Here is a 19567-nt window from a genome sequence, read left to right as displayed (position 1 = left end):
CTTGCCGATGACTTCAGCAAGAAAACCTATTTTGTACCACGAGCTCGACGGGAACAAGAAAGACTTGGGATTACTTCCGTCGCCAAGCCAAAGCTGCCAGCGACATCATTAGCAAACTGTAGGTAGCCGGTTCAGGAACGGACACGCTGGCCGCGAGGGGCTGGCTGCCGGTGTAGTTCCGCTGCCAGACAAGAAAATCTCGGCCATCGGAATCGCCATCACCGTCGGCGTCGGATTCGTCATTCACGCCATAGTCGTCTTGCCATTGGGCGAGGTCCGTGCCATCGACGAAGCCATCGCCATTAAAGTCGCCAGGGATGATGGGGATGATCGTGGACATGACTTCCAAAAAGCCCGTGCCGGTAATGAGATCCGTAGTGAATTGTGCTCCGGAGCCAACAGCTCCCCAAATACCAGTCGCCTGCGCAACGCCATCGATAAAGAACTTGTTGACTGTGTCCGTGGCAGCGAAATTCAAATCGAGTAGCGACCCTGTGCTGAGATAAACATCGGCGGTGTTCGACAGGAAGGGGCCATCCATGGCGAGCGTTCCTTGCAAGACGCTTGTCTCGGATTGATAAGCGCTGTTACCAGCCAGCCGTAAAGTGCCGGGGCCATTTTTTGTGAGTCCACCGTTGGCCAAAGGGACCGTAATGCTGACATCCGTCGCGGCACTGCCATTGCCGATAGTGAAGGTGCGGTTGGCTCCCCCGAGATCGACAAACCCAGTCCCCGCGCCGAGGGCCTTGGCGATCAAGGCCGTGGCATTGTTTAAGGGATTGAGCGTGACATCGCCCCCCACGGTAATCATCGCAGGGCTGACAGTGTTGGGCATGAGGATCATGTTGTTGAACGTCAGCGAACCGCCATTCAGAGCAAGCGTGCGCGTGGTGTCGACTTGCAGGGTATGAACGCTCATCCCTCCCGTACCGCTGAGGGTGACATTGGCTGAAAATTGGGCCGAAAGCGGCGATGAATCCGCACTCGGCACGTAGCCAATATTCAAGGTGCCACCCGTGATGTTCAACGCTTCGCGGGCGTAAAGTTTGCGGATCGAATGCGTGCCCGACGAGAGCGTAACGGTAATATCTCCGGGGCGCTCGAGAATGACGGTATCGTTCACAGCCGGGGTGCGTTCAGCGGGGAGCGTCATCGCTCCCACACGTGCCACTTGGCCGGGCCCTTGCACGGGGGCAATGGGGGTTTGCCCGCTGTTCCAGTTGTCATCGAGCGTCCACTCACCGCTGCTGTCGTTCATCCAGATCGCGGGAACGAGTTGATCTTTGACGAATTCGATGCCCCCCTGAGCGACGTTCAAATCGAGATTGCCACTATATGCACTCAGATCTCCCGACGCTGTGTATTGCCAGAAGGACCAGGGAGTAGAATCGCCATAGTCATTCCAGGGACCATAAATCGACGGTGTGTAGTCGCCGGGATGCGCGGTTTGCACGGGAATCGAGTCGGGATTTGATTCATTCGGCCAGCGGGGATGCCAAGTCACCGGCATTTTGGTGACTAACTCTTCGCGGAGCGCCGCCGATGCGGATTGCACATGACTGGCATAACTCGCGCCGATATAAATCGCGGGCCTGACTCCCATGACTTCAAAAACGCGGTCCGAGAAATCGATGGCGAATTGAGCCATCTGATTGGAATTGCGCTGACTGATGCCTGCCTCCAGGTCGAGCACCGGCAGCAAGTAGCCGGGACGCATCCACGGTCCAGCCATTTGAATAAAGTGGTTTGCTTCGTCAGTCCCAGTGTTGGCAATCCCATCGGCATAAGGAGTACTTGCAATAATATCTGGCCGGGCAAAATGATAAGAGCCAGCAAACATCCCCGCTGCCGTGGCGCGCGTGATGTTCTGCACGAAGTACGGATCGTCGTAACGTTGGGACAGTGTGTTCGTGGGAGGATCATTATCAGCATTACTTTGGTTGTAATAGCCAGTCGTTCCCCCGCGGCTGGAACGCAGAAAGACAAAATCCCGGTCGTCATTATTACGTAAATTATTCCAAGTCGTCTGCGAGATATTTCCCTGCCAAGCGGAAATATCAAGCCCTAATGAACGGGTTTGAGCTGCGAGACGATCGTCGCAACAGAACAGCGCTATAACGGCCAAAGCAATGACGGCGTAACGAACTCTGCAAAACCATTGCTCGAGTGATTGATAGACTTTGCCCAACACCGCCTCCTCGATCTCTGACCCTGAAAGCCAAACTAAGAAACTCTGTTCGATCCCTTGATTATAGTTGTCACGCGATTTCCGACAATTAAAGTGTGCCCTGTTTCGGTGCGGTAACCACCAAGCATTCGCAAAAACGATAGCTACCTGCGCAACCCTGAGAACCGAACTCCTCATCGCGGTTGGTCTAGGCCGGCGATTCACTTACAATGGCCTGTTGTCGAAGTGAATTCATTCACCCCATGATGTACGCATACGATGCGATGTTCTACGACTCGCCAAGGAGCAGCTCGGGCTTTTACTTTGGTGGAGCTGCTGGTTGTGATCACGATTATTGGACTGCTTGTGGCCCTGCTCCTGAGCGCCGTGCAAGCCGCGCGGGAATCCGCTCGCCGGATGAGCTGCGAGAATAATCTCAAGAACGTGACGTTGGCCAGTTTGAACTTCGAGTCCGCCCACAAGGTCCTGCCGCCGGGTTCGACCATCAACAAAGTGAGCGGTCGCAACGGTTTCAGTTGGCACGTGAACTTGCTCTCGTATCTAGAGAACGAAAACCTGCGTGCGGAGATCGTGCGTCAGGTGGAAGCCTTCCGCAAAGTCGATCCGTCGAAGGAGCCGCAGAACATTTACGATTTACAGAATGTGAACGAGAATCGGATCTCACCGTATATCTGCCCTAGCGATGACGAAGTTGTTGACAATCGCAACGGCACGCATCTCGCGAGTTCGAGCTACGCGGGCATCTCGGGATCAGCCGCCAGCCGCAATGCCGCGGATGGATTTGTTGGAGACGATTCGGGATTGTGCGGCGTGGTAAACTTCGATGGCTTGTTCTTCCCCGGCAGCCGCGTGGCTCTCAAACAAATACAAGACGGCTTGAGCAACACGTTCCTCGCAGGTGAACGATGGTATCAACTACGTGCTTGGACCGCGGGAGCTTTTTTGCAGGCCGGTTCACAACCGCAGCCTCCTCAGGGTCCTGCTTCGGGCTACTGCATGAGTGGACTCAAGAACATCGATGCCACGCAGCCGATCAACGCCAATCTTGAAACCGTTGGCTATTACAAAGGGCATGAGCCCGAAGATCGTCCCGGCGACGTTGCCGCCGATCGCAAGATCGTGCCGTTCAACAATCTTTCGTTCGGGAGCATGCATCCCGGTGGCGCTAACTTCAGCAAGGCCGACGGCAGCGTTGACTTTGTGTCTGAAGAAGTAGACGCTCAAGTTTATATTTCACAAGCCTCACGCGATGGTGGGGAGGTTGTCACTCAATGACCAATTCGTGGGGGCAGTATCAAGTGCGTAATGTTGTGGGGCGGGTCTCCCGCTGGTCTTCGTGGTTCGTAGGGGCATCCGTTGTTTTGCAGCTCATGTTGAGTTGCAGTTTGTGCTGGAGCGAGACTGAGAAAAACTCCGACGAAGCTCCCCCCTTACGACGGGAGTTCCGTGCGGCCTGGGTGGCGACGGTTGCCAATATCGATTGGCCATCGAAGCCGGGCCTCAGCACGGCCGACCAACAAGCGGAGATGATTGCGCTCCTCGACGACGCGGTGCGGATGAACCTTAATGCGATCATCCTGCAAGTGCGGCCCAGTTGCGATGCACTTTATGAATCGAAGCTGGAACCTTGGTCGGAATTCTTGACCGGCGAAATGGGGAAAGCTCCGAGTCCCTATTACGATCCGCTGGAGTTCGCCGTGGAAGAGGCCCACAAGCGCGGCATCGAACTGCATGTCTGGTTCAATCCCTATCGCACGCGGCACACGGGTACCAAAACTCCCGCCTCAGACAATCATGTCAGCAAGACCCATCCTGAGATCGTCAAACAATATGGCGATTATCACTGGATGGATCCGGGCGAGCCCGAGGCCTTTGAGCACACGATGGCCGTGATTCGCGACGTCGTCGAGCGCTACGACATCGATGGCGTTCACATGGACGACTACTTCTATCCCTATCCGGTTAATAAGCCCAAAAAAAACAAAGAAGATAAGGACGAAAAGACAGAGGTTCTGCCGTTTCCCGATGATCCGAGTTGGGAGAAAGCTCAAGCCGCGGGCAACAAGCTGGAGCGCAACGACTGGCGGCGGGACAACATCAACCGTTTGGTCAAACAGATTCACGACGACGTGAAAAAGATCAAGCCGTGGGTGAAGTTCGGCATCAGTCCGTTTGGCATCGGCCGACCGGGTAAGCCGCCGCAAATCAAAGGCTTCGATCAGTACGAATCGCTGTATGCCGACACCGAAAAGTGGTTCAAAGAAGGCTGGTGCGATTATTTCACGCCGCAGCTTTATTGGAAAATCGGCCCGCCTCAACAGGCCTATCCAGCATTGCTTTGGTGGTGGACCGAACAGAATACCGCCAAGCGTCATCTCTGGCCGGGCAATTACACGTCGCGAATGCTCAATGCTGATAATCAAACCTGGGCTCCGGATGAATTGATCGCCCAGATCTGGGCCACCCGTGCCCAGCAGGGTGCAACCGGCAACGTGCATTTCAGTATGAAGGCGCTCACGAAGAACGCCGGTGGCATCGCCGATGCGTTGATCGAGGGTCCGTATCGCGAGCCGGCCCTGGTGCCGGAAAGCCCATGGATGGCGACCCCCGATCAGGCCAAGCCCGAAACTCCCGAAGTCAAAGTTAAAAAATCGGGCCGACAGTGGGTGGTCAAACGTGAAGCCAACAAAGACAAACAGCCTTGGCTCTGGGTTGTGAAGACCAAACACGGCGACGATTGGCATCTCGACGTAGTCCCCGGAGCCGATGAGGAATTCGTTTTGGATTTCCTCCCCAAAGGTCAGGCTCCCGCGGTGATTGCCGTTTCGGCGGTGGATCGCATCGGCCGAGAAAGCCCCACTAAGCAGATTGACCTCAATGGACGCGACGAACGTGAATGATTCTGAAGTCGCCGCTTCGCGTAGGGGCCCTTGGCGTTGGGTTCCGAGTCTCTATTTTGCCCAGGGGATTCCTTATGTCGTCGTGATGACCGTGGCGGTCATCATGTTCAAGCGACTGGGGGTCGGCAACAAAGAAATCGCCCTTTATACGAGTTGGCTCTACCTGCCTTACGCGATCAAGCCGCTGTGGAGCCCGCTCGTTCAAAAACTCGGGACACGACGCAAGTGGGTCGTCGTGATGCAACTGCTCATCGGAGCCGGGTTAGCATGCGCGGCGCTGGCGATCAGTGCTGATGACTTTGTTCGCTACACGTTGGCGGCACTCGCCATCGTGGCTGTGAGTTCCGCCACGCACGACATCGCCGCCGACGGTTTTTATCTGCTCGCGATGACCAGCCATCAGCAAGCGTGGTTTGTCGGTATTCGCAGCACAGCCTACCGGATGGCGATGATCGCGGGGCAAGGTTTGTTGGTCATGCTGGCCGGAGCATTAGAAACCGCCACGGGGTTACCGAATGTTGCCGTTGATGTGCGCGCGGTGCAGGGTGCTCCACAAGCCGTCGTGTTTGATTCCGCAGCGCTGCCTGGAGTGAGCGATGCGGCTGAACAAAAAATCGTTGTCGCCAACAATCAATTGGATCTAAGTGTTGGCGGCCAAAGTTCGGCCACTGCTCAAGAAATTATCAAGCAGGTGCGCGACTGGAACGTTGAACACGATTTCTACGCAGCATCGGAACAAATCACGGCTTCTGCCGCTCAAGCGGATGCCGGTTGGCTGGTTGGTTTGGAAAACGCAATCCGCCATTGGTTTGGTCCCACGCAAACCACAGCCGCGACGACCGACGATCGCGTGGGCGATTTGGCAATTGTCTGGATGCGGCTGGCCAAGGCAGTTCCTGCCGATGAAACGCAAGTTGTTCAGTTTGGACTCTCACGCGGCGACGCCAGCTTCCAAGTTATCGAAGGGGAACGCTTCGAAGTTACCGACGAAAATTGGAAGCAGCCCTTTGCCGCGATTGTGCAAGTCGACAAAAAGCTCGATCAACCCTCGCAAGCCGCGTTTGAAATTCGTTCCGGAAATCTGGCGTTCGCTTGGTCGGCAACGTTCTTTTTTATTGCGGCCGTTTTTCTGATGTTCTGTGCGTACCACGCCTTTGCTTTGCCTCATCCGGCAACTGATGTAGCAGGTATCAGCGATCCTGGGCAAGGCTCGCTCACTGGCTTTCTCGTGCCATTTCTCGATTTCTTTCGGAAGCCACGGATTCTGATCATTCTGGCGTTTCTATTACTTTACCGCTTGCCGGAAGCCCAGCTGGTCAAACTCGCAACGCCGTTTCTCTTGGATGCCCGGGAAGCGGGTGGGTTGGCCCTCACGACGGGCGAAGTCGGTTTTGTATACGGCACGGTCGGTGTGATTATGCTCACGCTCGGGGGCATCATTGGTGGTTTCGTTGCCGCGCGTGACGGCTTGCGGCGTTGGCTGATCCCGATGGCGCTGATCATTCATTTGCCGAATTTCGCGTTCCTGTTTCTGGCCTATGCTCAGCCCGAAAGTCTGTGGACCATTACCGCCGCCGTGGGTATCGAGCAATTTGGCTACGGCTTTGGCTTTACGGCCTATTTGCTGTACTGCATATATGTCTCACGCGGAGAACACGAAACGGTCCACTATGCCCTCTGTACTGGCGCGATGGCGCTGGGCATGATGATCCCCGGCATGTGGAGTGGTTGGCTCGAAGAACTCATTGGCTATCAACATTTCTTTGTGTGGATTATGATCTGCGCGATTCCTAGTATCATCGTGGCGCTGCTCGTCGAGGTGGATTCCGAGTTTGGCCGAAAACATGACGAGCCTGAAACCGTTGGAGGTGACCAGTGAGCGCCGCTTTTTCCATGACGCTCGAACAACTTTCGCTGCGCGAGAAACTCGCTCAATTGCTATACGTGCGGATTGGCTCGAACCTGCCACCGGTGCGGACGGTCGAAGAAGACGCTGATCGCGTGCTCAGGTTGCTCGCGGAATATCCACTGGGTGGCTTATTGCTCTTCAACGGTCAGCGCGAGCACACACCGGCCACGCTGGAGAAACTGCAAGCCGCATCGCAGTACCCGCTGTTGATTGGTGCCGATATCGAGCGGGGCGTGGGTCAGCAAATTCGCGGTTACACGCTGTTTCCCCATGCGATGGCATTCGATGCCTTAGGTGACGACGCACCACAGAAAGTACATGAGTTTGCCCGCCTCACAGGTATTGCCGCTCGCGCTCATGGCATTCACATGAATTTTTCGCCCGTGGCCGATGTGAATATCGACCCGCAAAACCCGATCATCGCCACCCGCGCGTTTGGCAACGATCCCGAGCGCGTCGCGGAGCTTGTGACCGCCTTTGCTCGTGGAGCCCATGCGGGTGGTATTCTCGTGTCGGCCAAACATTTTCCCGGTCACGGTAATACGCATGAAGATTCCCACCACGCGCTCCCCACGGTGCATGGCAATCGCGACGAGCTGGCCGCCTGCGAACTTGTTCCGTTCCGTGCAGCCATTGCTGCCGAGATTCCTCTGTTGATGACGGCACACGTCAGTTATCCCGGTTGGGATGACTCGGGCAATCCCGCGACGTTGTCGAAACCGATCCTCACCGATTTGTTGCGCGGCGAATTGAAGTTTCAAGGTGCCGTCGTGAGCGACAGCTTGCTCATGGAAGGGGTCAAGGCACGCTTCGACAACGAAGGGGATCTGGTCCTGCACACGCTGCTCTCCGGCGTGGATTTGCAACTCGACGTCATCGACCCCGGCGTTGTCCTCGCAGCACTGGAAAAAGCGGTCGCTGATGGGCGTTTACCGATGGCACGTGTCGACGAAGCTTGTGCGCGAGTACTCGCACTCAAGCAAAGTATTTTCGGACGCAACGAAACAGTCTTGTCGGGCAAAGCACTCGCACAAATTCTCGATCAGGGCGAGAAGCTCGCAAAATCGGTTGCTCGGCAATCAATTCATGCCCTCGATCAAAATAAGCAACTCACTCCGCTGGCCACGGATCGTTCGCTGTTCGTTGCGATGCTGCGGCCCCATCAGTCGCATCTCGACCCGGCGGAATTGCCGCTGCGTGGTTTTCTGGCGGAGCGGTTTTCCAAGTGCGAATACCAAGAACTCGGCCCGCAAGCGACTGCCGACGACTACGCCCAAGCTTTGGAAAAAGCATCGGCAGCTCAGCAAGTGGTGATCGCCATGGTGGTCAAACCGGCCGCGTGGTATCGCTTCGGTTTGCTCGCCGAGCAGGATCAATACGTGCGTGAATTGACCGCCCAACGCGACTGTCTTCTCGTGTCGCTGGGTTCGCCAGTTGCGCTCGAAAACTATACAGACGCCGCCGAGCGAGTCTGCGTGTACAGCGACGTGTTTGTTTCTCAAGCAGCGCTAGCGGAATTTCTGAGTGGTCAGTGACGCTAGTGCGACAGGACATGCGCGTTCGGAATAACACCTTGCGCGAAATGGTGAGGTAAACGGCCGTGGATCACTTCTCGCCGTTGCGCACAGCTATTAAACTTCATACTGGCAGCAGGCGGCAACCACCAAATAATTCTGTAGTTCTTTGTACGACCCTCTCGGGGGATGAAAGATTGAGAAGTCATGACTGAGTTTTCCAACAACGGTTCTCAACATTCTTTGTCAGGCCGCCGCCTGATTATTCTGACCGAGGGTCATACCGAACCGGTCACCGGCAAGACGGCCACCTGCGTGGTCCGCTACCGTCCCGAGCAAGTGGTCGCGTTGTTGGATACGACTCAAGTCGGCAAGACCGCGCAAGAATTGTTGGGCGTGGGTGGCTCGATTCCGATTGTCGGCACACTCGAAGACGCACCGCAAGCCAATGCTCTGATGCTTGGCATTGCACCCTCGGGCGGCCGCATCCCACCGGCGTGGCGCTCCGTGATTCTCGCCGCGATCAATCGCGGTATGGATATCGTATCGGGGCTCCATGAATTCGTGAGCAACGATCCCGAGTTCTCCAAAGCGGCCGCGGAGAAGGGTGTGCAAATCATCGACGTTCGCAAGAACAATGAACGCGACGTCGCCCATCGCAAAAACATCCGCGAGGAATGTTTGCGGATTCACACGGTTGGCCAAGATTGCAGCGTCGGCAAAATGTTGGTCGCGTTGGAACTTTGCAACGCCATGAAAGCCCAAGGCACGAAGGCCAAATTCATCGCCACCGGCCAAACAGGCATCATGGTCGAAGGAGACGGCTCGCCCATCGATTGCGTCGTCTCTGACTTTGTCAGCGGCGCCGTGGAAAAGATGATCGTCGAGCATCAGCATAACGACGTGCTCTTCATCGAAGGGCAGGGGAGCTTGTCGCATCCGCGATATTCGGGCGTGACGCTTGGCTTGCTGCACGGCTGCATGCCCCATGGCATGGTTTTTTGCTACGAAGTCGGCCGTAAGAATGTCTACGGCATGGACTACATCCAGCTCAAGCCGATCGAGCAGTTGATCAAAGTTTACGAAACAATGGCCAACCTGATGGTCCCCTCGAAGGTGATCGGCATCGCCATGAATTCCCGTAAGTCGACCGAGGAAGAGACCGAACGCGAACGCGAAAAGCTGCGAGCCGAGTTTGGCCTGCCCGTTTGCGATGTGATTCGCCACGGCACCGACGAGTTGGTGCAAGCCGTTCAACAACTGATCCCCACGACCGTTGGTGCATGATTGTAAGATGAAAACCGGTAAGTGGGATTGCTTTCCGGCAGCCTTGACGCCCCCACCTTTGCAGACTTCGGAATGAGCCGTGAAACTGCTGACGCACGCTTTTGATTTGCCCCTCCGACACACGTTCACCATTTCTCGCGAGTCGACTTCCGTTCAACCGACGCTCGTTGTTGAACTGACCGACGGCACGCATCGCGGCTTCGGCGAAGCCACGACCAATGCCTATTACGGCATGACGCTCGAAAACATGCGGGCCGGGCTGGAACGCGTCCGCTCAATTGTTGAATCCCAGACGGACCTTGATCCGCCCAAGTTGTGGGAAGCGGTCGCACCGCAACTCAAAGATTGCCCGTTCGCGCTCTGTGCGCTCGATCAGGCTGCCTACGACTTGTGGGGCAAGCAACAAGGCAAGCCCGTCTACGAATTGTGGGGCCTGACGACCGATCACATTCCGATGTCGAATTTTACGATCGGCATCGACACAATCGAAGTGATGGTGGCCAAGCTGAAGGAAATGCCGGATTGGCCCATTTACAAGATCAAGCTCGGCACGCCCAACGACATGGAAATCGTGCATGAGTTGCGCAAGCACACCAACGCCGTGTTTCGGGTCGATGCCAACTGTGGTTGGTATGCCGATAAGGCGATTGCGCTGTCGCATGAACTCAAATCATTGAACGTGGAGTTCATCGAGCAGCCCCTCCCGGCCGGCGACAAAGAATACCCGCGCGTGTTCCAGGAATCGGCGCTACCGATCATTGCCGATGAAAGTTGCATCACTGAGGACGACGTCGCTGCCTGCGCAGGCAATTTCCACGGCATCAACATCAAACTGGTCAAATGCGGCGGCCTGACCCCTGCTCGGCGAATGATCGCCGAGGCGCGCGAGTTAAATCTCAAAGTCATGGTCGGCTGCATGACCGAATCGAGCGTCGGTATCTCGGCCATTGGCCAATTGCTGCCGCTCTTGGATTACGTCGACATGGATGGCGCGGCCCTGTTGGCCAAGGACATTGCCAAAGGAGTGGAAGTCATTCGCGGCGAATGCCATTATCCCGATGCGCCCGGTCATGGGGTCACTTTGCTCGACTGACCGGCCGCATGATCACAACTTCTTGCTGAACTGACATGAAATCAACAATTTTGTCTCGCATCGTTTTGTTCTTTCTTGTCATTGGCTCTTTCACGGGGGCAATCAAAGTTCAAGCAGCCGACGAGCTGGCTGAGCAGATTCAGCCACTCATCGACGATTTCGCCGGCGATGCCGCGGTCATGGTCAAAAATCTCAAAACCGGCGAGACGTTTGCCTACCAAGCAGACGAACCGTTCCCCACGGCCAGCTTGATCAAGTTCCCCATCATGGTCGCGGCCTATGATCTTGTGGACAAGAACGAACTTTCGCTCGATCAAGAAGTTACGCTCCAAGAAGAGGACAAGGTTCCTGGCTCGGGGATTCTCACTTCGCATTTCTCCGATGGCGTGAAAATGCCGTTGCGGGATGCGATTCAATTGATGATCGCCTACTCCGACAACACAGCGACCAATCTGGTGATCGATGCGATTGGGTTGGAGACCACGAACAAACTGATGAAGTCGCTGGGCTGTGACGACACGTTGTTGAATTCCAAGGTCTATCGCCGCGATACGTCGATTGCCCCGGACCGGAGTGTGAAATACGGCCTGGGAAGCACTACCGCGGCGGACATGATCAAGCTGCTCGAATTGTTGCAGACCAACAAACTGGTAAGCGAGTCGGCCAGCAAGCAGATGACGACTCACTTGATTGCTTGCGATGACAAACTGAAAATGCCGCGACTGCTCCCCGCGGGGACGGTCGTGGCACACAAAACGGGCACGGTGTCGGCTTCGCGTTGCGATGCCGGAATTATCACGGGACCGACGGGGCCATTCGCGGTTTGTGTGCTCACCAACAACATCGAAGACCGTGCCGATGGCAACGCCAACGCGGCGGACATGCTTTGCTCGAAAGTCGCTAAGGCGGCCTATGATTATTTCAATCAGGGAAAGACCGTCGCCAAATCCGATCCCTCGGTGTTGAAATCCGGTTCCGCAGGGATGCTGGTGGAATCATTGCAGCGGACTCTCAACGCCCGGCTCAAACCTTCGCCCGGCATCGGCGTCGACGGCGATTTCGGTCCTCAAACTGAACAGGCAGTCAAAGCCTTTCAAAAGGTGAACAAACTCGCTGAAACGGGCGAAGTGGATGCCAAAACTTGGGAAGCCCTCGGCCCCTTGGTCGCGGAAGAAGAAGCTCCCGATCCGTCGGTTGTGAACGCTGAAAAAATCAAGAAGGCGCCTGCCGAAGATCTTACTGCTCCCCCCGCCACGACCTGTGCGGCCTGGGCCATCGGCGACGGCAAGACGGGCGAATTGCTGTGGGGACTGCACGACGACGAGAAACGCGATATCGCCAGCACGACCAAAATCATGACCGCCTACGTCGTGACGATGCTCGCAGAAAAGCATCCCGAGGTGCTCGACGAAGTTGTGGAGTTTTCCGAGCGTGCCGACAAAACAGGAGGTTCCACGGCAGGAGTTCGTGCCGGCGAAAAGATTCCCGTACGCGAATTGCTGTATGGCTTGATGCTCCCCTCGGGCAATGATGCGTCGGTGGCATTGGCCGAACATTTTGGCAAGCGACTTGCCAAATCAGAAGGCGAAGATGCTGACGCTTACGATTGCTTTATCGTGGCGATGAACGACGCGGCCAAGCAATTGAAAATGCATAAGAGCAATTTCTGCAATCCCAACGGTTTGCCAGAGGAAGGGCATCAATCAAGCGCAGCTGATTTGCTGAAGCTGTCCCATGCCGCGATGCAGAAGCCCTTGTTTCGTGAGTATGTTTCGACACCGCAGCATGGCTGCACCGTGACGGGGGCCGAAGGTTATAAGCGTAATCTGTTCTGGAAGAACACCAATCGCTTGCTGGGGACCGAAGGTTACGACGGCATCAAGACCGGCACAACCACGGCCGCGGGCGCGTGCTTGGTGTCTCAAGCCACGCGAGGCGACAAATCGCTGATCATTGTGGTGCTAGGTGCCCCATCGTCGGATGGTCGCTATATTGATTCGCGGAATCTTTACCGCTGGGCCTGGCAACAACTCGCTGACACAGCAAACAACGACAAGTTGGGATCGGTACCATGAGCAAATTCGTCTGTCAGTTTTTAGCATGCATCGCGAGCTTGGCAATCATGAATAGCATGGGTTTTGCCGACGAAACCACGATCGATCGCTCGCCGGTGGTACTGACCCCCGAAGCAGAACGCATTCATCGCAGCGCGATTCTCATCGATGGCCACAACGACATGCCGTGGGAGATTCGCAAACAAGGGAGCAGCACATTTGAGAAGCTGGATATCTCCAAGCCCCAAGCAACGCTGCAAACCGATATCCCGCGTTTGCGAAAAGGGGGGATGGGCGCGCAGTTCTGGTCGGTCTGGGTTCCCTCGGCGACGGCTTATGACGGCACGGCGTTGACTTCCACGCTCGAACAGATCGACTTGGTCCATGCGATGCTCAAGCGCTATCCTGAAACATTTGAGCTGGCCTTAACCTCCGACGATATTCGCCGCATCCACGATGAAGGGAAAATTGCTTCGCTGATTGGCGTTGAAGGGGGGCATTGCATCGAGAATTCGCTCAACGTGTTGCGACAGCTTTTTAAGCTTGGGGCGCGGTACATGACGCTCACCCATGCCGATACGATTGATTGGGCCGACTCGGGGACTGACGAAGCCAAGCATGGCGGGCTTACGCCGTTCGGCGAAGACGTGATCGCCGAGATGAATCGACTGGGCATGATGGTCGACATCTCACATGTTTCGCCCGACACGATGAAGCACGTGCTGCGGATCACGAAGGCACCAGTCATTTTTTCGCACTCATCCGCCAAAGCCATCGCCGACAGCCCACGCAATGTTCCGGATGATGTGCTGGAATTGGTTAAGGACAACGACGGCGTTGTGATGGTCAATTTCTTTTCAGGGTTTGTCGTCCCCTCGGCGTCGGATCGTTATCTTGCGCGGCTCAAACGCGAACGCGAACTGAAAGCCACGATGAAAGACCCCGAGGAAATTCAAGCCGAACTCCGCAAGATGGAACCGAGCGGTTCGATGACTCGCGGCACGATCCACGATCTCATCGACCATATCGACCACCTCGTCAAGGTTGCGGGAATCGATCACGTAGGCATCGGCTCGGATTACGATGGTGTATCCGTGTTGCCCACGCAACTCGAAGATGTTTCTTGCTATCCCTATATCACTCAAGCCCTCTTGAATCGGGGCTATAGCGAGAGCGACATCAAGAAAATCCTCGGCGAGAATCTGCTACGCGTGATGAAAAAAGTAGAAGAAGCCGCGGAACAGCCCGCGGCCCCCGAGTCCAAGCCTGACTGATCACTGGCTTTTTGCTGGCCGTACCACACTTGCCGCGCGACCGGGAATACGGGGGTCGTTCACGCCGACCAACGTGCCGTCGGCGGTCCTTGTGATCCCTTGGGCCACGCCGCTTTTATCGATCATCTCGAGTTTGTGCCCCAGTTTCTTGAGGCCGTCTTGAATTTCCTGAGGCGCGGTTTCTTCGAGCAGCACGCTGTCAGGTTGCCATTGATGATGAAACCGGGGCGTCGCGATTGCAGTCTTTAAATCCTTCTCAAGGTCCAACATACCCACCAACGCCAACAACACCTGTGTGATAATTTTCGGCCCACCGGCCGCACCGACGGTTAAAACAGGCTTGCCCTTGGCGTCCAACACAATCGTGGGACTCATGCTGGAGAGCGGCCGTTTGCCTGGTTCAACCGCATTATTCTCGGCTCCCACAAGCCCAAAGGCGTTGGGAACACCTGGCTGACTAGAAAAATCGTCCATCTCGTCGTTGAGAACAATGCCCGTCCCCGGCACGATCACTTTCGAGCCGAATGCCGTGTTCACGGTCGCGGTGATGGCGACCCAATAGCCTTCGCTGTCAACGCTCGTGATGTGAGTGGTGTGTTTGCCGAAGACCTCATCCTGATGTTTCGGGGGATTGTTGTGCGAAGGAACAGCGCTCGCCTTTGTGAGATCAATCCGCTCGGCCAGCGACTTGGCATACTCCTTATCGACCAATCCGCGCGGCACGTCGACGAAATCGGAATCGCCAAGCCAGTAGGCTCGATCCGCGAAAGCGAGTTTCATCGCTTCCACCATCAAGTGCGTTCCCCGCACGGGATCCCGTTCGAACTCCCCAGCCACGTCAAAGGGTTCGAGAATGTTGAGAATTTGAGCAACATGAATTCCACCCGAACTTGGCGGGGGGAAGCCGATAATTGTCCAGTCGCGATATGTGGTGATCAATGGTTCGCGCTCGATCGGTTCATACGCGGCAAAATCCGCCGCGGTGAGAATGCCACCATTCTCGGCCATCCACTTACCCACTTTTTCGGCGAACTCGCCCCGATAAAACCACGCGGTCCCATGTTCTGCCATCTGGCGATAGGAACGCGCGAGATCCGGCTGACGCAAAATTTCGCATTCGGTGTAGGGGCAGCAATTCGGTTTGAGCAGGGCTTCACGGCTGCCGGGAAAGTGAGCGAGTACTTTGGCCATTGCTTTGAGTTTCGCGGCATAGACGGAATCAAGGCGGAAACCGCAATCGGCAATGCGTGCCGCGGGCAGCAACAGGTCGGCCATCGCTTTATCGCCGCTCTGCTCAATGGCATGAGAATACGCGGCGAAAGCTCCTGGCACCGCCACAGCGAGTGCACCAGTCGTGCTCAAATCAGGATCAGCTTTGCCGTCGCGAAGATACATATCGCGACTTGCTGCGGAGGGAGCTTTCTCGCGGCCATCAATCGCCAGGATCGTTCCGTCCGGTTTGCGAACCAGAATGAAACATCCGCCACCAAGGCCCGAGTTGTGATTGTCGACAACTCCCAAGGTGAGTGCCGTGGCTACGGCAGCATCAAGTGCGTTGCCACCGGAAGCGTAGGCGTTCAAGCCGGCTTGTGTGGCCAAAGGGTTCACTGAGGCCACGACGCAGCGGTCTTCACCCCAGAGTTGTTCCGTGACCGTGGCACACATTATCAAACCAAGCAATCCGAATCCTGCGATTTTGTAATACGTCTCAGCAAGCATATTGGACCTTCCCAAATGACAAAGTCTTCGTGCGGTTTCGAGCAACACGGACAGGAGAATTGCGGGTACCACCCATTTGCGCAGCAGCCTGTTTAGATTGCGCAGTGTCAGCAAATCGCTTTCACCACGCGCTCTGCCGACTATAATAAACGGATATTCTCCCGGAACCAGATACCGTCTCTCGACTTCTTTTGCGACTGCTGTGCAGACGGCTTCTTTGTGAAATGGCATTCTTAGTTTGGCGGCAAATTCATCGATGAATTTTTTTAGATTTTTTCCCAAGCGTTCACGGGGCCAAACCAAGTCTCATGCGCTCGGTTCTTCGTTTAGTAAATCGAATCACACCAAGAGTCTCCGTTACGAACCACTGGAACCGCGGCTGGCGCTCGCCGCGGAAAATTTGATCGATTTCACCGCAATGCCCGCGGGTTCGCTCACTGGGAAGATTGTCTACACGTCGGCGGGACATGGCTGGGAATATCTGAGCGGTGGCTGGACGACCAATCGCAGCGACGTGAATGAAATCGCAGAGGCCTTCGGCAACCAAGACCAGATGACTTTCTATGCCGATTACATGTTGCGCGCCGGGGCAACGGTCGTTCCAATGAGACCCGTCGGCCATCAATTCAACGAGGTCGTTTTGGACAATGACTCCGTGGGAGTGACGTTCTCCGGTTCTTGGAGCGACAGTACGGCCAGCGTTTATTACGACGAAGATTACGGCACTGTTGCCGACACCGTTTCCTACCGCTTCGCATCGATCAGCGCCACGGAAACAGCCACCGCGACCTACACGCCTGATATCCCCGAAGAAGGTTTCTATCCAGTTTATACCTGGGTCGCCGATTCCAATAACCGTACCAACCAGTTGTACACAATTCATGACAGTGGTGGCGGCGTGACCGAAATTCGTGTCGACCATCGCATGGTCGGCAAGGGTTGGGTTTACCTGGGGACCTACCACTTCGACGAAGGCACCAGTGGCAGTGTGGTTATTAGTAACCAATCTACCGACGGTGGCTCGGTTGTCGTTGCCGACGCAATTCGCTTTGGCAACGGCATGGGCGATCTCAAGAGTGGCCCCAACGGCGTGGGGCATTCAAGCGGGACCATCTCGGGGCAACCACGCGAAGATGAATCGTCGCTGTTGTGGGTTTGGCGCGGCATGGGACAGGGCAATAATCCCGCTTCAGTCGTGGGGACCAGTAATGTTTCCGCTCCGCACCTGATGGCCGAACACATGAATGCCGACACGAACCCATTTGGAAGTTCGGTCTATATCGGCTTTCACTCGAATGCCTCGGAATTTCAAATGGCACGCGGCGCAATTGGCCTCGCAAATTCCAGTCCTTCTGAGGCGACTCCGAATCAATTAGCTCTCGCCCTCTACACCGGTCGACAGATCAACCAGGACATGCAAGCCCTGAACGGCCAATTCGAGCACAATTGGGGCACTCGCACCAATCACACTCTCTCGAGCGGCTTTGGCGAAATCGACGGTGGCCCGGGCGCGGAAATGGATATGACGATCATCGAGGTCGGCTTCCACGACAACCCCGAAGATGCCGAATTGATGCGAGATCCCAAAGTGCGCGAGCAGCTCGCGCGCTCGACCTATGAAGCAACGGTTGAGTATTTCGCGAATTTTGGGGGGCTTGCCGACACGACGAGTGTTCCGTCATCGCCGGTTGGCGTGCGAGCGATCACCGATCCTGAAGGAAATATCACCGTCTCGTGGACGCCAGGCGTCATCGGCGTACAAGGCGGAACTCCCACGTCCTATCGTATTTATGCGTCCAACGATGGCTATGGATTTGCTGGCTATGTGGAAGTCGCCGGCGGTGGCGCGGGGTCCTACACATTTAATGCGGCAGATCTTGATGATGAAACCTACTATTTCAAAGTCGTCGCCGTGAATAGTGGCGGCGAATCCCCCCGCAGCGCCGTCACCGCCGCCAGCAAGCAAGACGGTACGGGACAAAAAATCTTGATCGTTGACGGTTTCGACCGCAATAGCCGGCAACAAAACGAACGTTATCCTTTCAGCCCTCCAAATCTCACCGACCGTGTACGCACGCGTTACAACAACAGCTACGACTATGTGATCCAATATGGCGAAGCGCTTGCCGCGGCAGACGCCAGCATCGACACGGCCCAAAACGAATCGATTATTTCCGGCGCGGTCAACCTTTCAAACTATGACATCGTGATTTGGTTCTCCGGCGAAGAATCCACAGTTGATGAGACATTCAGTTCTGTTGAACAAACCTTGGTGACCAACTACCTCAACCAAGGCGGGCGACTCATGGTTTCGGGTTCCGAGATTGCCTGGGATCTGCGCAACGAGGCTTCGTTCCTCAATGACCAATTGAGGGCCCAGTACCTGACGGATGATGCGAATTCCTACAACGTCACGGGTGCCTCGGGATCGATCTTCGATGGTCTGAGTTTTTCATTCGATAGCGGCTCGAATCTCTACGACGTGGATCATCCCGATGTGATTTCGCCGTCAGCGGGAGCGACTTCTGCTCTCAACTACTCGACTGGCACGACGGCTGGCATTCAATACGATGGTGGCGAAAGCGGCCCTCGCGTTGTCATGCTGGCGTTCCCGTTTGAAACGATCACGAGCGAAGCGCTTCGTGGCCAAGTGATGGCCCGCGTGCTCGATTTCTTTGCCGTGGGCGCGGAACTCTCCGACTTCGAGGTCATCATCGATAACGACTTCGGGGCCCCTACTTATACCGAGACGAGCCCTTGGACGACTTCGCCTAGCCCTGGCTACAACGGTTCGACCTTCAAGTTTATTCAAGCGGGCAGTAACGCCACGGCGACCTGGAATTTCTATTCGCCTTTTGCAGGTGAAGGCGAAGTTTTTGTTCAATACCGCGCCGCAACCAATCGGGCATCATCCACCGTCTACCAAATCGACACAGGCAACGGCGTTGAGCAAGTGGTCATCAATCAAAAGCTTAATGATCTGACTTGGGTATCGCTCGGCACATTTGATTTCACGCTAGGCAATCACTCGATCACCATCGATGCCGGAGCAAGCTCTGGGGGTTCGGTCGTAATCGCGGATGCCGTGCGCGTGTTCATCCCGCTTCCCACAGCCGAAACCACGGGCGACTTCGACCAGGATGGTGACGTCGATGGCCGTGACTTCCTGGCTTGGCAGCGAGGCGCGGGTGTGCCTAATCCGACTCTCGCCGATGGCGATGCCAACGGCGACGGTTTAGTCGACAGTGTCGATCTCGAAGTGTGGCAGAATCAGTATGGAAGCGCCCCAGTTTCAGCTATTGTCGCGTCATTCACAGCTTCGGATGCAGAGACTGTGACTGTCTCGAGCGTGGATCAAGAATTTGATGGCTCGTCATCCTTGGATGTCATACCCCCCTTCATTTTTCCCGCGGCAGCCACTTCAGAAAAGCAATCCAGCGACCTACTCACGGAACTTATTACACTGGAATTATTGGCGGCGGACCAACCAACGAGTGAATCTCTGACGTCGACTTCATTAGAGTATCCGGAGCTTTTGTCCGACACTTCCAGCGAGTCGGACGAATCGACCGATTGGTTGGAATTCGACGAAGTGTACACTCAACTTGGCGATTCGTTGTCGAAGTGAG

The 19567-nt window shown here is 55.7% G+C and carries 11 protein-coding genes; 9 read left to right on the top strand and 2 right to left on the bottom strand.

Features of this window, described 5'->3' with window-relative positions; translation table 11 throughout:
• Positions 1 to 70: 70 nt before the first annotated feature.
• Positions 71 to 2188 carry a GH25 family lysozyme gene (locus SH678x_RS09710; protein ID WP_496922706.1) on the bottom strand — a complete coding sequence of 706 codons (2118 nt, stop codon included), beginning with the start codon at positions 2186 to 2188 and terminating at the stop codon, positions 71 to 73.
• Between the two features lie 258 nt (positions 2189 to 2446).
• On the opposite strand from SH678x_RS09710, the gene SH678x_RS09705 reads away from it, so the two are divergent.
• The 8 genes from SH678x_RS09705 (at position 2447) to SH678x_RS09670 (ending at position 14219) form a co-directional block, all read left to right on the top strand.
• Entirely contained in the window at positions 2447 to 3463 is a 1017-nt protein-coding gene (locus SH678x_RS09705) for a DUF1559 family PulG-like putative transporter (RefSeq protein WP_496922705.1), read from the top strand.
• Positions 3460 to 5088 carry a glycoside hydrolase family 10-like protein gene (locus SH678x_RS09700; RefSeq protein ID WP_496922704.1) on the top strand — a complete coding sequence of 543 codons (1629 nt, stop codon included), beginning with the start codon at positions 3460 to 3462 and terminating at the stop codon, positions 5086 to 5088. Before SH678x_RS09705 ends, SH678x_RS09700 begins: the two co-directional genes overlap by 4 nt.
• Entirely contained in the window at positions 5066 to 6967 is a 1902-nt protein-coding gene (locus SH678x_RS09695; RefSeq protein WP_496922703.1) for an MFS transporter, read from the top strand. Before SH678x_RS09700 ends, SH678x_RS09695 begins: the two co-directional genes overlap by 23 nt.
• The gene (locus SH678x_RS09690; protein WP_496922702.1) at positions 6964 to 8532 is read left to right on the top strand and encodes a glycoside hydrolase family 3 protein; all 1569 of its coding nucleotides are present in this window, start codon (positions 6964 to 6966) and stop codon (positions 8530 to 8532) included. Before SH678x_RS09695 ends, SH678x_RS09690 begins: the two co-directional genes overlap by 4 nt.
• 186 nt (positions 8533 to 8718) lie before the next feature.
• Entirely contained in the window at positions 8719 to 9798 is a 1080-nt protein-coding gene (locus SH678x_RS09685) for an N-acetyltransferase DgcN family protein (protein WP_496922701.1), read from the top strand.
• Positions 9799 to 9877: 79 nt separating this feature from the next.
• On the top strand, positions 9878 to 10891 hold the full coding sequence (locus tag SH678x_RS09680; protein ID WP_496922700.1) for a dipeptide epimerase: 1014 nt from the start codon (positions 9878 to 9880) through the stop codon (positions 10889 to 10891).
• Between the two features lie 35 nt (positions 10892 to 10926).
• Entirely contained in the window at positions 10927 to 12966 is a 2040-nt protein-coding gene (locus SH678x_RS09675; protein ID WP_496922699.1) for a serine hydrolase, read from the top strand.
• Positions 12963 to 14219 carry a dipeptidase gene (locus tag SH678x_RS09670; RefSeq protein ID WP_496922698.1) on the top strand — a complete coding sequence of 419 codons (1257 nt, stop codon included), beginning with the start codon at positions 12963 to 12965 and terminating at the stop codon, positions 14217 to 14219. The genes SH678x_RS09675 and SH678x_RS09670 overlap by 4 nt, the downstream gene beginning before the upstream one ends.
• On the opposite strand, the gene ggt is transcribed toward SH678x_RS09670, so the two are convergent.
• A complete protein-coding gene (gene ggt, locus SH678x_RS09665; RefSeq protein ID WP_496922697.1) occupies positions 14220 to 15938 on the bottom strand; it encodes a gamma-glutamyltransferase in 1719 nt (572 codons plus the stop codon).
• A 256-nt stretch (positions 15939 to 16194) separates the two neighbouring features.
• On the opposite strand from ggt, the gene SH678x_RS09660 reads away from it, so the two are divergent.
• Positions 16195 to 19566 (top strand): golvesin C-terminal-like domain-containing protein, encoded by a 3372-nt coding sequence (locus SH678x_RS09660; RefSeq protein WP_496922696.1) that lies wholly within the window; start codon positions 16195 to 16197, stop codon positions 19564 to 19566.
• The last annotated feature ends 1 nt before the right edge of the window (position 19567 follow it).

The sequence above is a fragment of the Bythopirellula superficialaquae genome, from assembly GCF_059632245.1.
The sequence above is the reverse complement of the archived record's forward strand: the minus strand, read 5'-3'. Positions and strand labels throughout refer to the sequence as shown.

What these genes read in the sequence shown, in the direction of transcription:
- SH678x_RS09695 (WP_496922703.1), top strand. Translation starts at nt 5,066, where the DNA reads ATGGACGCGACGAACGTGAATGATTCTGAAGTCGCCGCTTCGCGTAGG.
- ggt (WP_496922697.1), bottom strand. Translation starts at nt 15,938, where the DNA reads ATGCTTGCTGAGACGTATTACAAAATCGCAGGATTCGGATTGCTTGGT.
- SH678x_RS09705 (WP_496922705.1), top strand. Translation starts at nt 2,447, where the DNA reads ATGCGATGTTCTACGACTCGCCAAGGAGCAGCTCGGGCTTTTACTTTG.
- SH678x_RS09700 (WP_496922704.1), top strand. Translation starts at nt 3,460, where the DNA reads ATGACCAATTCGTGGGGGCAGTATCAAGTGCGTAATGTTGTGGGGCGG.
- SH678x_RS09670 (WP_496922698.1), top strand. Translation starts at nt 12,963, where the DNA reads ATGAGCAAATTCGTCTGTCAGTTTTTAGCATGCATCGCGAGCTTGGCA.
- SH678x_RS09675 (WP_496922699.1), top strand. Translation starts at nt 10,927, where the DNA reads ATGAAATCAACAATTTTGTCTCGCATCGTTTTGTTCTTTCTTGTCATT.
- SH678x_RS09660 (WP_496922696.1), top strand. Translation starts at nt 16,195, where the DNA reads ATGAATTTTTTTAGATTTTTTCCCAAGCGTTCACGGGGCCAAACCAAG.
- SH678x_RS09685 (WP_496922701.1), top strand. Translation starts at nt 8,719, where the DNA reads ATGACTGAGTTTTCCAACAACGGTTCTCAACATTCTTTGTCAGGCCGC.